This is a genomic window from Loktanella sp. SALINAS62, from assembly GCF_018263905.1.
In the GTDB taxonomy this organism is placed as follows: domain Bacteria; phylum Pseudomonadota; class Alphaproteobacteria; order Rhodobacterales; family Rhodobacteraceae; genus Loktanella.
In genome coordinates, this window is the sequence record NZ_JAAFZU010000001.1 from 414,695 (window position 1) to 428,763 (window position 14,069).

A 14,069-nucleotide genomic window follows, 5' to 3' on the forward strand; every position below is an offset into this window, starting at 1 on the left:
GAAAGATGACGGGCCCGGGCACATGCCCCGGACCCGTCAGTGACGTTTACATGCCCTGCGCCTGCATCAGGGGTCCGGTGTTGACCGTGCCCGTGTAATCGTCAAGCGCGCTGTCGATCGATCCGGCTTCGACGAACACATCGGCCACGCCTTTCATAAAGCTTGCCGCATTGCTGCCCAGCCAGGCATCCGACAACTGCGCGTCGATGGACGGAAAGGTAAAGGTCGAAAGAGAGTTGCGTGTCGCTTCGACATCCATGCCGGATTGCTCTGCGATCACTTCCAGCATTTCATCGCTTTGGGTGTCGTTCCATGCGGCGTTCGCATCGGCCGTCACCTTTAGGAACTGGGCCACGACATCGCCATTTTCCGCCACATAGGATGCCGGGGCAGACGTCACGTCGAACACCAAGATCCCTAGCTCTTCTTTTTCGGCACCGGTTAGCAGGACGTTGCCGTATTCTTTCATCCGGGCCAGCGCACCGCCCCAGCCGCAGGCAAAGTCCACGTCACCCTGCCCGAGGGCCACAGCACCTTCGGCGGGGGCCATGTCGACGACCGTCAGGCTGTCCAGCGGCACACCGAAATGGTCCATCTGGCGCAGAAACCCGTAATGCGCAGCGGTGCCCAGCGGAACGGCAACCTTTTTCCCAGCCAACTCGTCGGCGGATTCCTTGTCGATTTCCAGATTGGCGCTGACGACGCAGTTGTCGTTGTCGGAATAGCTGACCGCCACATCGACCACCTGAATGTCCTGCCCGCCCGATGCGGCCACGACGAACGGTGGCACACCTTGACTGACGGACAGTTGCACGTCACCCGACGCCATCGCTGCCGACATTGCTGTACCGGTGTCAAAAGACACCCAGTTCACCGTCATACCCAATGCTTCATCATAGCTTCCGTCAGCCTTGGCCGCGAGGAACGGCATCGGCCATTCCAGAAAATAACCGACCGTCAGTTCGCTATGGGCTGCCGCCGTCGCAGCCTGACCGGTCATCGCCATCGCGGCGGCCGCCGCAAAGGCGCAAGTCGTTGTCTTGAACATCTCGTGCTCCCTATTGATTATTGCCCAACACCGCAGCGGCGCCCGGCCATATGTAAAGTCACCGCTTGCTGTCATCGACCATGGTGCCGCCCGCAGCTGACGTGCCCAGTCAAAGGCTAGGGTGACGCGGCAACAGGGGTCAATCCATTTTTAGGCGCGGGTCAGGACGCAGAACCGCTTCACAGACACCGCTGTCAGCGTTATCGAATGCCTGACACCCAAGGAGTTCGCCCATGAAACGCTCGCGGATCAATGCCATCATGGCCCGTGCAAACGACATGATCACAGCACAGGGGTTCACCCTGCCGCCGTTCGCCTATTGGTCACCCGATGAGTTTGTTGCCCAAAAAAGCGCCGCCCGCCATGTGATCGATTCCCGATGTGGCTGGGACATCACAGATTACGGTGCGGGCAACTTTGACGATATGGGGCTTTTCCTGTTCACGCTGCGCAACGGTTTGCTGCGCGACCTGCAGCGCGGCGGCGGCATGTGCTATGCCGAAAAGCTGCTGATCAGCAGATCGGACCAGCTTAGCCCGATGCATACCCATGCGCTCAAGGCCGAAGATATCATTAACCGCGGCGGGGCCACGCTGGTGGTGGAACTGTTCGGGTCGGACGCGGATGGGAATTTCGATGAAACCGCAGGCGGCACGGTGATGTGCGACGGGATCATGCGCGATTTCGCACCGGGCGAACGGCTGCATCTGGCCCCCGGCGAAAGCGTGACGCTGCAACCGGGCGACTGGCACGCGTTCTGGGGCAAAGACGGTGACGTCCTGATCGGAGAGGTCAGCACCGTCAACGACGACGAAACCGACAACATCTTTCGCGAACCCATCGGCCGGTTTTCCAAGATAGAGGAAGACGCGCCACCGACCCATCTGTTGGTCAGCGACTATGCGACATGGCTGGCCTGACAGACCCCCGCGCGTTGCTGACGGCGTTGTTCGACGCCGCTGTCGCGCGCGCTGATCCCATGCTGGTGGTGCCGCCGCATCTGCCGCCGCGCCCTGCCGGTCGGTTGCTGGTGATCGGCGCGGGCAAGGCCAGCGCCCGCATGGCTGAAGCCGCCGAACACCACTATGGCCCCTGTGACGGGCTGGTCCTGACACGCTACGGCTACGCCCGCCCCTGCGCCGGGATCACCGTGACAGAAGCGGCGCATCCGGTACCCGATCAGGCCGGGTTTGACGCGACACGGGCGCTGCTGGACCGGGTGGCGGGGCTGGGACCGGACGATCTGGTGGTGACACTGATATCGGGCGGGGGGTCGGCGCTGCTGTGCGCGCCCGACGGCGGTCTGACGCTGGCAGATAAACAGATCCTGAACCGGGCGCTGCTGGCGTCCGGTGCGCCGATTTCGGCAATGAACGTCATCCGCAAACGCGCAAGCGCAATCAAGGGCGGCAAACTGGCCGCCGCCTGCGCGCCCGCCCGCATCGTCAGTCTGATCATCTCTGACGTGCCCGGTGATGACCCGGCAGAAATCGCATCCGGCCCCACTGTCGGTGACGATACGGTGGCTGATGTCGCAGCACTGCTGGACCGCTACGCCATCGCGCTGCCCGACCATGTGCGGACGGCGTTGCTGGCCAATCCCGGCCCCCTACCTAGCACCGACCCGCGCCTGTCCCGAAACGTCGCACATGTGGTCGCGGCCCCGCGCCAGTCGCTGGACGCCGCCGCCGCACTGGCCCGCGCATCGGGGATCACCGTGCACCTGCTGGGCGACGCGCTGGAAGGCGAGGCGCGCACGCTGGCCGCTGACCATGCCCACAGGGCGCGGGCCATCGCAGACGACATGACCCCCGCATCGGCCCCGGTGTTGCTACTGTCTGGCGGGGAATGCACCGTGACGCGGCGCGGCGACGGGGTCGGCGGGCCGAATGCAGAATTTGCGCTGGCGGCGGCCATTGCCCTGAACGGTCACCCCCGTGTCCACCTGATTGCCTGCGATACCGACGGCGTCGACGGCGCGGCAGAGGTCGCAGGCGCCTACGTCGGCCCTGATACGCTAGACCGTGCCGCGTCCTGCGGCGTGGATGCAGGGGCGGCGCTGGACCGGAACGATGCCCATACATTTTTCGCCGCAGTGGCCGACCAGATCATCACTGGCCCCACGCTGACGAACGTGAACGATTTTCGCGCGCTGCTGATCCTGCCGCCGCATCCGTAAACATGCGAAAAGGGCGCGGTCCGCAAACCGCGCCCTCTGATGGCCCAAATGGCGCAGCTTACATCGCGGGCAGGATCGTGACGTCGCGGATGTCGCCATCCACGCCTTCGATCATGCCGACGCTGGTGGCGGCACCGGTTTCCAGATCGACGGAATACAGCGTGTTGCCGTTCACCAGCCACGCCATATTGTCCAGCGCGTCACTGGTTTGTACATCGAACGCATAGATCTCGCCCGGTGCATCCAGACCCAGCTTGCCAATGGCGGCCAGCGTGCCGTCGTTGGGCGATGTCTGCTGGATGACCGCCACGATGGTCGCGTCGATGTCATACATCGCAGTCGATTCCGGCTGGCCAAAGCTGTTGATGTAGGCGGCAGCGACGATGTCGGGGGTTTCACCGACGTGCATGTCGTCTTCGGCCCAGTCAAGGCTGCCGTCGACGGTGACCTCACCTGTATCGACGTTGACGCGGTGGTTCGTGGTGCCGGTCATGAAACGCAGACGGTCGGCGGCTGGGTTGAAATCCACGATAACAGGCGCATCGGCGACGGGCAGCGGGGTATCCATCGTCGACATTTCGGTCGCTTCGCCGGTGGCGGTGTCGATGCTGACGACTGTCATATCGGGCGTCACACCGACCAGCGTTTTGTTGGCAGGGCGCAGGTCGATACCCAGCAGGCTGTCCACACCGGCAACATCCATCGTGCCGGACACGGCCAGCGTTTCGGTGTCGAACATCACCAGCGTCTTTTCCCCGACAAGCCCGACGGCAGGTGCGGCCAGCGCCGCGGTCGCGGTCAGGGCAAGTGCGGACGTGGAAAGTGCTGCAATACGAAACATGGGTTGGTTCCTTTTTGGCTTCATGATGGACAGCAATTCCTGCCGTCCTTGCCCTGAAGACACGCCAAACCGGAAAACGGATGCAGCGGACCGCAACTTTTTCGGAATTATTCTGCCCGCCCTATGCCCCGCCCGAATAACAGGGCCGCGCGCGCTGTCTTTGCAGTCAGCCGCATCCAATCGGCGGTCCCGCGTGTCTTCTACTTGACGGGAGAGAACATGTTGCATCACGCCCTGAAAGCACCGACACCTTGCCAGACCATGATGACGCCCGGCGTCTGGATGAACAAAAGGACCGCCGTCGTGACAGACCACAACCAACAGCTTCACGATGCGCTGCACGATTGCAGGGCCGGGCGGCAGACCGGCGTGGAACGGATCATCGCACTGGAAGGTCCGCAACTGCTGGGCGTCGCGACGCGAATGCTGGGCCGCCGCGATCTGGCCGAAGAGGCGTTGCAGGACGCGATGGTGCAGGTCTGGCGCAAGGCGGCGCAGTTTTCCGACGCCAGCGGATCGGCACGCGGCTGGATCTATGCGATCCTGCGCAACCGCTGCCTGAACATTCTGCGCGACGGCAAGCGGATCAGCCTGCTGTCACCGGACGAACTGACCACCCTGCAAGAGGCGCGACAACGCAGCGTGCCCGCACAGGACTGGGAAATTCTGGCCGGTGCATCCAAACTGCAAACCTGTCTGCGCGGACTGGAAGATCAGGCCCGCACAGCGATCCTGCTGGCCTATGTCGGCGGCTATAGCCACGGCGAAATCGCAGCACGGCAGGATGTGCCACTGGGCACAACGAAATCATGGATCCGCCGTGGCCTTGCATTCCTGAAGGAGTGCCTGACATGACCGTGTTGCCCGATCATCTGACGGCGTTGTCCGACGATTACGTGCTGGGATTGCTGTCCGAATCTGAAACCATGCTGTTCGAGGAAGTGATGCAGCGCGACCCCGCCGTCGCGGCCTATGTCGGCGATCTGCGTGACCGATTGCTGCCGTTGGACTTGTCGGCATCTGTGCAGGATCTGCCTGCCGGGTTCGCGGACGCTGTGCAGGATCGGCTGGGGGCCGTAAAACAACTGCCGGCGGCGCCCCGGTCGCACCCGAAACCGGCCAACGATCCACATCGTCCACGTGCATGGCGCGGTGCGTTGGCGGCCAGTATCGTCGCGCTTGCCATAGGGTTCGGTGCGGGCTGGCAGCGGCCCCTGCCCGATCCCGTGGTCGTCGCTGTTCTGGTGGATGACGCAGGTGTGCCGCAGGCCGTGGTCGAAGATTACGGCAACGACACCGCCACGGTGCGTTTTGTGGCTGATATCGATGTGCCCGCAGATCGCAGCCTGCAGGCGTGGACCCTGCCGTCTGCCGAACTGGGTGCCACGTCGCTGGGGGTATTGGACGGTGCGCGATCTACCGTTCTGGATTTTGGGGATCTGCCTGATCCCGAAGCCCAGCAACTGTATGAGGTCACGCTGGAACCACTGGGCGGTTCACCCACCGGCAGGCCGACCGGTCCGATCATCGGCAAGGGGTTCGCTGCCCTGCAGGATAGCTGACGGACGCCAAAACGACGCCCGTCAGCAGTCGGCTTACATACGTTCTGCGATAACCTCGATCAGCTTTTGATGGTCAGCGTCGAAATTGCGGATGCCTTCGGCCAGCTTTTCCGCAGCCATCGGATCACCGTTCAGCTCCCAGCGGAATGTCGCCTCGTCCATTTCGATGCGGTCCATCTGCACAGCACTTTCGGGTGACAGCGCACGGGTCAGGGTGCTGGTGTCCTGCTTCATTTCGTCCAGCAACGCCGGAGAGATCGTCAGATTATCGCAGCCCGCCAGCGCCTTGATCTGGTCGGTGTTGCGGAACGATGCGCCCATGACGATCGTGTCGATGCCGTTGGATTTGTAGTAGTCATAGATGCGGCGGACGGATTTGACGCCCGGATCTTCGTCGGGGGCATAGCTGTCGCGGCCTTCGGCCTTTTTGTGCCAGTCGGTGATGCGCCCGACAAAGGGTGAAATCAGGAACGCGCCCGCATCCGCACAGGCCACGGCCTGCGCCATCGAAAACAGCAGCGTCAGATTGCAGTCGATTCCATCCTTTTGCAGGATTTCGGCAGCGCGGATACCTTCCCATGTCGACGCCAGCTTGATCAGCACCTTTTCCTTGCCGACGCCGCGCTTTTCATATTCAGCGATGATCTCGCGGGCGCGGGCGACGGATTTTTCGGTGTCGAAGGACAGGCGCGCGTCCACTTCGGTCGATACACGCCCCGGAACCAATGCGGACAGTTCGGCGCCCATCGCCACTGTCAGCACATCGACCAGTTGTGTGGCGGTCAGGCCCGCCTTGCAGCCTGCTTCCAATTCACGCTCCATCAGATCGCCCGATGCGGGGTCGGTCAGTGCCTTGAGAACAAGGGACGGATTGGTCGTGCAATCGACGGGTTCGTATTTCTTGACCGCCGCGACCTCTCCGGTGTCGGCGACCACGGTGGTCATTTCGCGTAGCTGGTCCAGCACGTTCGTCATGGTTTGCGTCCTTTTTTCCGGTCCTTGCAGCGGCCACGAAAGGCTTCGCGCGCCGTCACGGTGTCGTTACTTTATATAGCGGTCTTATCCCTTGTTCCAACCGACGGCGTCCATACCAAAGCAGGGGTCGGTCAGATTTCATGCACCATCGGCGGTGTATCGCAGACCTTGCGCGCCAGATCGACCACATGGCGATGATGCGTCAGATAGATCGCCTGCCCCGACCGTCCAATCTGTTCCATCACGCGGCAGGCCGCGCTGGTGCGGGTTTCATCGAAGGTTTCAAAGATGTCGTCGCAGAAGAACGGCAACCGTGTGCCCTGCGCCACCATCTGTTCATGCGCCGCAGCGCGCAGTGCCAGATACAGCTGGAATCGTGTGCCTTTGGACATGTCCAGCACGCCCTTCGTGGTGCCGTCGGCAGCAATGGCCAGCAAGGTTTCGGACGCGCCGTCGGCCTTTGTGGCCAACCGCGCATAGGCACCGTCGGTCAGCATGGCAAAACAGCGTTCAGTTGCGGACATCATCGCGCTGCGGTGGCTATCACGGTAACGGCGGATCGCCTCTTCGGCCAAGGTGTGTCCCAGCGACAGTTCCAGATGATCCAGTATCGCCGCTTCCAGTTCCAGTTCCAGCGTCGCGCGCTGTTCCGTCAACTGTGCGACCTCGGCACTTGCGGTAACCTGCGCCAGTGCGGCCTGTCCGGCAACGCGGGTTTCGACGGCACGGGTTACATCCTGTTCAGCCTGCTTCAGGGCATCGGCAGTTCGGTTTGCCCTTGCGTCCAGCGCTGCGGCAGTTGCGTCTGACAATCGGGCACGGGCCGACGTCAGATCGGGTTCGGCCAGCTCCGCTGTGACTTTGGCGATCAGGTCGGCTCGTTCCGCACGGTCTGCGATAACCTGTGCCGCCGCCATCGCGCTTTGCCGTAGATCGTCCAGCGTATTGGTGGGTACGCCGGACGGGAAAAGCCCGGCCATCGCCTGACGACGACTGTCCAGCTGCGCCTGCGCATCCTGCTGGTGGGCCAATTCCGCCCGCGCCGCAGTCAGCCTGTCGGTGTCACGTGCCGCTTTTTCTGCCAGCGCACGATCGGCGTCGGCCCGTTGCCGCAGGCGAGCAAAGGTCGCGGCAGCCGTATCCCCGCAACCGATACCACAGGTTTCCGCAAGCGCATTGATCGCCGCCCCGAACTGCGTCTGATCGGCGACCATCTTGTCCACGCGACCCGCCGCTTCGGCACGGCGATCTTCTTGCGCGCGAAGGCTGCGCAGTGCCGCCAAAGAGGTCATCAACCGATCGGGTGACAGCGCCTGCCCGAACAGATCGTCGATCAGGTCGCACCACCGCTTGTCCGCGGCATCCCGTTCGGCCTGCACCGTGGCGGCGCGCGCGTTGCGCCGCGCCAGATCGCCGTTCAGCGCGTGAAGGCTTGCGCGCGCCTGATCCAGCGCATTTTGCGCGTCGCGTTCTGCCCCGGCCAAACGACGCGCCACATCCAGCGCGCCATCGAACGTCGGTGCAACCAGATCCAGATGCGGTGCCAGATCGGCCATCAACGCATCGGCCTTGTCCAGTGTCGGCGCGTGCTGGTCGCGCAGGCGCGCCAACGCATCACGCGCCGCCTGTGCAGTTGCATGGGCCTGCACCCAGTCCAGCCAGCCCGTCGCGGTTTGCCCCGCTGGAAATCCGACCTGACGGGCCACTGCGTCGATGGCGTCTTGCAACGATGCCCGGTCTGCCTGCAGGGCTGCAAGACGTGCTTCTGTCGCGTCCGCGCGTGCGGTCGCTTCGGCATGGGACTGTTCCACCTGTCGCAACTGTCCCAGATCACCGGCCTGTGCCACCTGACGACGCAAGGCCGCGTCCACCGCCTGCATCGCGTCTGCGAATTGATCGGCACTGTCAGCGTCCAATGCCTGTCGGTGCTGGGTCCAGAAACGGTCACGCCGATCGGTCAAGTCACGCAGGTCTGCGTCCCGCAAAAGACCGCTGCTGCCGACCAATTGCGCGGCCTGTGCGGCCCGGGCGGCGATATCTTCGCGGTGTTGCGACAGTGTCGCGGTCGTCTGTTCGGTCTGAGTTTCCAGTGATGCATCACGCGCCACCCACGCTTGGGCCTGGGCCTGTGTCGTCGGACAAGGCGGCAGCGTGGCACCACAGCCCAGCGCATCGCGGGCGGCGTCGGCAGCCGTCACCGCACCTGCAATCGCGTCCTGCGCGCGCAAGACTGCGGGTGCCAGCCGGTCCACATCATAGCGCGACAGGATTGCGCCGATACCCTGCATCGGCAGGGCGCGTGCAATCATGGCATCCACAGCAGATTGTGCAGCGTCACGGCGGTCGGACAGGTCTGTGACTTCTTGCGCTGCAACGGCAGCGGCATCGCGGCAGGCGCGCAAAACCTGGCGCGTCTGATCCAGCGTTTCGATGCTTTCCGCGTCAATGACCAGCGCCTGCGGGTCTACGCCGTCGGCCGCGCCCAGATCGCGGGCGGCCTGCACCATGGCGCGCAATGCGTCTTGCGCTTGGGTGCGGCGGCGGTCGATATCCTGCGTGGCGGTCGCATCACGGCTGCGCAACCCGTCCAGCGCATCCAGTTGCGCGGTCAGGTCGGACGGATCGGACACCGGCCCAAGTTCGTCCAGTGCTGTCGTCACCGCAGCTATTTCAGCGGTCAACCGCGCAACATCGGCATCCAGTCGTGTGTGCTGTGCCAGCATGTCGACCAACGTTTCGGGATCGAAATCCAGCCGTGCAGGATAGTTTGAAAAGGGCGCGATCCGGGTGTCCAGCAGATCGATCCGACCCAGCATCGGCAGAACCCGCTGTTCTGCCGCGACCCGTGCCGCGTCATCATGCAGGCCGTCGCGGTTTTGGCGGGCCTCTGCCTCTGCCTGCTGAGCGTCGGCCAGCGATTTTTTCAGGCCACGCCATGCGCTGGCCGTCGTATCCAGATCACGGATCGCGCGTTCCACATCGATAAGCGCGCGCTTCAGCTCTGCCACCCGTGTCGTTGATCGCCGTTTGCGATAGATCGCGTCGGCATCGGTTTTCACCTTGTCCAGCACCGTGCTCAGGTCTGCGACACCGGCTGCGGCGGAAAACAGCAGGCGCCCGATATCGCCCTTGGCCTGCGCGATATCATCGCCACCACGTTCGATGGTTTCGTCATCAAGGCACAGAAGATTGCGGTAATCGTCCAGCGACAACCCTGCCAGATGTTGCGACAGCGCGGTTTCGGGCAGGACGTGGCCAGCGGCGTCCAGCAGCGATGACTTGGCCTGAGCCACGCGTGTCAGTTTGGTGATCTGACCATCCGTTTCCAAAAGGGCAGTCACCTGAAGATTGTCATGCTGGTGGCGAAATCCGTATCCGTCACGCTTTGGGAACCCATAAAACAGGCGCAAGGCCGCTTCCATCGTCGTGGTCTTGCCCGCCTCGTTCGGGCCATAGACGATGTGGAAATCAGGGCGCCCGGCGGCGTCCCCGAAATCATAGGTGCGGTCCGTGAAGTGACCGAACCGTTCCAGCATCAGGCTGCGCAGCCGCATCAGCTTTCCGACCCTTTCATCAGCGCCGTGACGCGCAGCGCCCCTTGACGTGCAAGACGGTCAGCCAACAGGGCCGGGGCATCGTCGTCGGGCAACAGACGCGCCCGCAGGCTGGGCGGCATGTCCGACAGCGTGTCCTGCACCTGCGCGCGGGCGGCGGCGATTGTCGCGGCATCGTCGCACAGCGTTGTCATGATCTGCGCAAGTTCTGCCGTGGCGCTGGTTGTGTCCGCGCTGTCAACGGGCGCATCCAGTTGCAGCACCAGCCGGTCCAGCCATAGCGCGCCGGTATCGCGCGCCATCGTGCGGACCAGTTCTGTCCAGACATCGCGGTCGCGCATGATATGCCAGTGCCGCAGCGGCGCACCCGTCAGCGTCAGCCGCACCACGCCAGCGTCAGCCGTCAAACCAGCCGCGATCGTGCGCAAACGATCACGCAGCAACGCGCGCAGGCTGTCATCATCGATGACATGGCTGATCGACAACTGGTCCGACACGAAAGCCACCACAGCGCTGGCCACAGGTTCAACCGTGATGGTGCCGTCTTCGACGGTCAGAAGGCTTGCGGATTTTTCGCCGGTCTCACCGATATCGCGGCCCTGCGGCATGCCGGGCATCACGACCCAAGGGTGTTCGGCATGCACGCAACGCTGATGCACATGGCCCAGCGCCCAATAATCAAACCCCGCCCCTGTCAGATCGGACAGCGCACAGGGCGCATACGGGTCATGCCCCGCAGCCCCCGCCAACGATGTGTGCAGCATCGCGATGTTGACGGCATCCGGGACCGGTGCGCCAAAACGCGGTACAAGGCTGTCGGGCGCGTGTTTGTCGGAAAAACTGACGCCATGCACCCAGACATCGCATCCCAGATCGACCTTGCCGCCGCGTGCGTCGAACACATGGACATTACCGGGCAAATCCAGCGCACCGGTGATGGGGTTTTCGGCGTCGTGGTTGCCCTTGATATAAAACACGCGAATACCCGCGCTTTGCAGCCGTTCCATCTGTGCGGTCAGGAATGCCGCCGTGCGCGCGCTGCGTTCCTTGCCGTCGAACAGATCACCGGCAATCAGCAACGCCGTGACCTGTTCCGACAGGGCGCAATCGACGATCCGTCCGAATGCCGTGCGGGTGGCAGCGGCGACCACATCACGCAGGCTTTCGTCCCGCAGTGCGAGCGATTTCAGCGGTGAATCGAGGTGGATGTCAGCCGTGTGCAGGATCTTGATCAAGTGATGCCTCCGGGCGTCACCTTGTCAGCAGGTTGGGGGAAGCTCAAGCGCGGGGTTGGTTCATGATCCCGCACGGGCGGCGCGTACCCATGCGACCAGCGTTTCGCGCGCAGCGGGGTCCATTTGCAATGCGTTGGGCGGTGGCATTGCGTGGCTGATCCCGGCCTGCAGATATATCTGACCGGCGTGCTGCGCCACATCGCCGGGGGTTTCCAGATAGACACCGTTGGGCGCCCATTGCATCCCGGCCCAGACCGGTTCGCGCGCGTGGCACATCGAACAATTGCCAATGACTGTGTTGTAGGCGGCGTCAAATCCGTCGGCAGCGGCATAACGCTGTGCCTGTGCAGTCATGGGCCGTGCTTCGGCCTGTTCATAGGTTTCGGTCGGGCGCACCGACGACAGCCATGCGATCAGGATCATCAGCATCACGGTCACGCCCCATGTCCAGTGCGGGCCGCTTCCCGTGGCATGCATCGTATTGAAATAATGCCGGATCGTGACGCCCGTCAGAAAGATCAGACTGGCGATGATCCAGGCATATGGCGTACCGAATGCAAGCGGGTAGTGGTTCGACAGCATCAGGAACACGACCGGCAGCGTCAGGTAATTGTTGTGGGTGGACCGCAGTTTGGCGATTTTGCCGTATTTCGCATCGGGCGTGCGCCCCGCTTTCAGGTCGGCGACGACGATCCGCTGGTTCGGCATGATCTGGAAAAATACGTTGGCCGTCATGATTGTGGCGGTAAACGCGCCCAGATGCAGAAGTGCTGCGCGCCCGGTGAAAATCTGATTGTAACCCCACGACATGACCACAAGGATCACGAACAGCAGCAGCATCAGCAGCGTCGGGCGTTCACCCAGCCGCGATTTGCACATCGCGTCATAGGCCAGCCAGCCGATTGTCAGTGACCCACCAGAAATCACGATGCCTTGCCACAGCGTCAGATCAGCCTTGGTCGGGTCCAGCAAAAACAGCTCGCCCCCGACCCAGTAGACGATCATCAGCAGCGCCGCGCCGGACACCCAAGTGATGTAGCTTTGCCATTTGTGCCAGATCAGGTGGGCAGGCATGTTGTCGGGGGCAACCATGTATTTCTGGATATGATAGAAGCCACCGCCGTGGACCTGCCATTCTTCGCCACTGACACCCTGTGGCATGTCGGCAGCTTTTTTCAGGCCAAGGTCCAGCGCGATGAAAAAAAACGACGCACCGATCCATGCCATCGCCGTAATGACGTGCAACCACCGGACCGAAAACGCGATCCAGTCCCAGATGACGGCAAAATCGTACATGGCGCGCTCCTGACAGGTCCGTGGATCAGACTAGGCGATCGTGGATTGTTCTGGTATCAATTTCAAACGCCAAACAGTATCAAAAATTGCAATAAGATGTCATACCTCGACAACGTGCGGACCTTTGTCAGGGTCTACGAACTGGGCAGCATGTCCGCCGCAGGACGTGACCTGCGGGTATCGCCTGCGGTGACGTCGTCGCGCATTTCACAACTGGAACAGCATCTGGGCGTGCGCCTGTTTCAGCGCACGACCCGCAGCCTGACGCCGACCGAACAGGGCAAGGCGTTTTATGGCGGGGCCTGCGAAATCCTGGAATCCGTCGACGCCGCAGAAGCGCAGGTGGTCGATATTACGGAAAATCCGCGCGGGTCGCTGTTCGTTGCCGCGCCCTTGGGTGTCGGGCGACGCCTGATCGCACCACAAATCGCGGGCTTTCTGGCGCTCTATCCCGACATCAGCCTGCGGCTTCGCCTGACCGACCGTAAGGTCGATCTGACGACCGAAGGGCTGGATCTGGCATTTTTTCTGGGTCAGCCAGAAGACAGCAATCTGCGCATTCGCAAGATTTCAGACGTGACCCGCGTTTTATGTGCGGCACCGGCCTATCTGGCGCAGCGCGGGCATCCCGATACTGCGCAGGACCTGATTGATGGCAAACATGAATGCCTGAACCTGCGGTTTCCCGGTGCCACGGAATTTCAATGGCGGCTGATGACACCCGACGGACCGCGAAAATTTCCCGTGTCAGGCAGGTTTGAAAGCGACGATGGCGACGTGCTGACAGACTGGGCCGTCGCGGGATGCGGGATCGCCATGAAACCCTTGTTCGAGGTTGCAGAGCATATCAAGGCGGGCCGATTGGTGCCGGTGGCAACGCAGAACCCGCCCGAACCGATCCAGATGGCCTGCCTGTTTGCGCACCGCAGACGCCAAGATCCCAAAACGCGGCTTTTCATGGAATACGTGATCGAACGGATCGGCAAGGCGATCCAGAACAGCGCCCTGCCCGACTAGCTGCCGCGATAGGTGGAATACCCGAACGGCGACAACAACAGCGGCACATGATAGTGCGATTGCTGTGACATGCCGAACCGGATCGGGATCACATCCAGAAACCGCGGCGTCTCTGCGGCTGCGCCGGTGGCATCCAGATAATCCCCGGCGTGAAACACCAGTTCAAATACGCCGATGCTGAAATCCGTGGCGGGCAGGATCTGGCGATCCGTGCGGCCGTCATCATTGGTGGTCAACGTCGTGACATGGATACGGTCATCGCCATCGATCCGGAACAGATCAATCCGCAGACCGGCGGCGGGTATGCCCCGCGCGGTATCCAGCACGTGCGTCGTCAAAAATCCTGCCATGTCCGCATCCCC

The 14,069-nt window shown here is 62.6% G+C and carries 12 protein-coding genes; 5 read left to right on the forward strand and 7 right to left on the reverse strand.

The features are described from left to right. Window positions 1-46 precede the first annotated feature (46 nt). The gene (locus GZH79_RS02070) at window positions 47-1,048 is read right to left on the reverse strand and encodes an ABC transporter substrate-binding protein (protein WP_211641468.1); all 1,002 of its coding nucleotides are present in this window, start codon (window positions 1,046-1,048) and stop codon (window positions 47-49) included. Between the two features lie 233 nt (window positions 1,049-1,281). Between GZH79_RS02070 and GZH79_RS02075 the strand changes: the two genes are divergently transcribed. Both GZH79_RS02075 and GZH79_RS02080 read left to right on the forward strand, forming a co-directional pair. Next, window positions 1,282-1,968: a D-lyxose/D-mannose family sugar isomerase gene (locus GZH79_RS02075; protein WP_211641469.1), complete on the forward strand. Its 687-nt coding sequence runs from the start codon at window positions 1,282-1,284 to the stop codon at window positions 1,966-1,968. Continuing rightward, window positions 1,956-3,227, forward strand: coding sequence for a glycerate kinase (locus tag GZH79_RS02080; RefSeq protein WP_211641470.1), 1,272 nt, complete (start codon window positions 1,956-1,958; stop codon window positions 3,225-3,227). Before GZH79_RS02075 ends, GZH79_RS02080 begins: the two co-directional genes overlap by 13 nt. A 58-nt stretch (window positions 3,228-3,285) precedes the next feature. Here GZH79_RS02080 and GZH79_RS02085 read toward each other — a convergent pair whose 3' ends face one another. Beyond that, window positions 3,286-4,068 carry a DUF4394 domain-containing protein gene (locus tag GZH79_RS02085; RefSeq protein ID WP_211641471.1) on the reverse strand — a complete coding sequence of 261 codons (783 nt, stop codon included), beginning with the start codon at window positions 4,066-4,068 and terminating at the stop codon, window positions 3,286-3,288. A 219-nt stretch (window positions 4,069-4,287) separates the two neighbouring features. Here GZH79_RS02085 and GZH79_RS02090 point away from each other — a divergent pair, with 219 nt between their 5' ends. Beyond that, window positions 4,288-4,923, forward strand: coding sequence for a sigma-70 family RNA polymerase sigma factor (locus tag GZH79_RS02090; protein ID WP_249218920.1), 636 nt, complete (start codon window positions 4,288-4,290; stop codon window positions 4,921-4,923). Further along, window positions 4,920-5,630, forward strand: coding sequence for an anti-sigma factor (locus GZH79_RS02095; RefSeq protein ID WP_211641472.1), 711 nt, complete (start codon window positions 4,920-4,922; stop codon window positions 5,628-5,630). The genes GZH79_RS02090 and GZH79_RS02095 overlap by 4 nt, the downstream gene beginning before the upstream one ends. Before the next feature lie 33 nt (window positions 5,631-5,663). Here the strand turns inward: GZH79_RS02095 and tal are convergent, their stop codons facing one another. The 4 genes from tal to GZH79_RS02115 form a co-directional block, all read right to left on the reverse strand. Next, window positions 5,664-6,605: a transaldolase gene (gene tal / locus GZH79_RS02100; RefSeq protein ID WP_211641473.1), complete on the reverse strand. Its 942-nt coding sequence runs from the start codon at window positions 6,603-6,605 to the stop codon at window positions 5,664-5,666. A gap of 131 nt (window positions 6,606-6,736) precedes the next feature. Further along, window positions 6,737-10,159, reverse strand: a complete 3,423-nt coding sequence (locus GZH79_RS02105) for a YhaN family protein (RefSeq protein WP_211641474.1) — start codon at window positions 10,157-10,159, stop codon at window positions 6,737-6,739. Continuing rightward, the gene (locus GZH79_RS02110; protein ID WP_211641475.1) at window positions 10,159-11,394 is read right to left on the reverse strand and encodes a DNA repair exonuclease; all 1,236 of its coding nucleotides are present in this window, start codon (window positions 11,392-11,394) and stop codon (window positions 10,159-10,161) included. Before GZH79_RS02110 ends, GZH79_RS02105 begins: the two co-directional genes overlap by 1 nt. A gap of 60 nt (window positions 11,395-11,454) precedes the next feature. Continuing rightward, complete coding sequence (locus tag GZH79_RS02115) at window positions 11,455-12,690, reverse strand: urate hydroxylase PuuD (protein WP_211641476.1); 1,236 nt, start codon at window positions 12,688-12,690, stop codon at window positions 11,455-11,457. A gap of 96 nt (window positions 12,691-12,786) precedes the next feature. Here GZH79_RS02115 and GZH79_RS02120 point away from each other — a divergent pair, with 96 nt between their 5' ends. After that, window positions 12,787-13,707, forward strand: a complete 921-nt coding sequence (locus GZH79_RS02120; RefSeq protein ID WP_211641477.1) for a LysR family transcriptional regulator — start codon at window positions 12,787-12,789, stop codon at window positions 13,705-13,707. Here GZH79_RS02120 and uraH read toward each other — a convergent pair. Continuing rightward, window positions 13,704-14,057: a hydroxyisourate hydrolase gene (uraH, locus tag GZH79_RS02125; protein WP_211641478.1), complete on the reverse strand. Its 354-nt coding sequence runs from the start codon at window positions 14,055-14,057 to the stop codon at window positions 13,704-13,706. The two genes, GZH79_RS02120 and uraH, sit on opposite strands and share 4 nt — an antisense overlap. Between the last annotated feature and the right edge of the window lie 12 nt (window positions 14,058-14,069).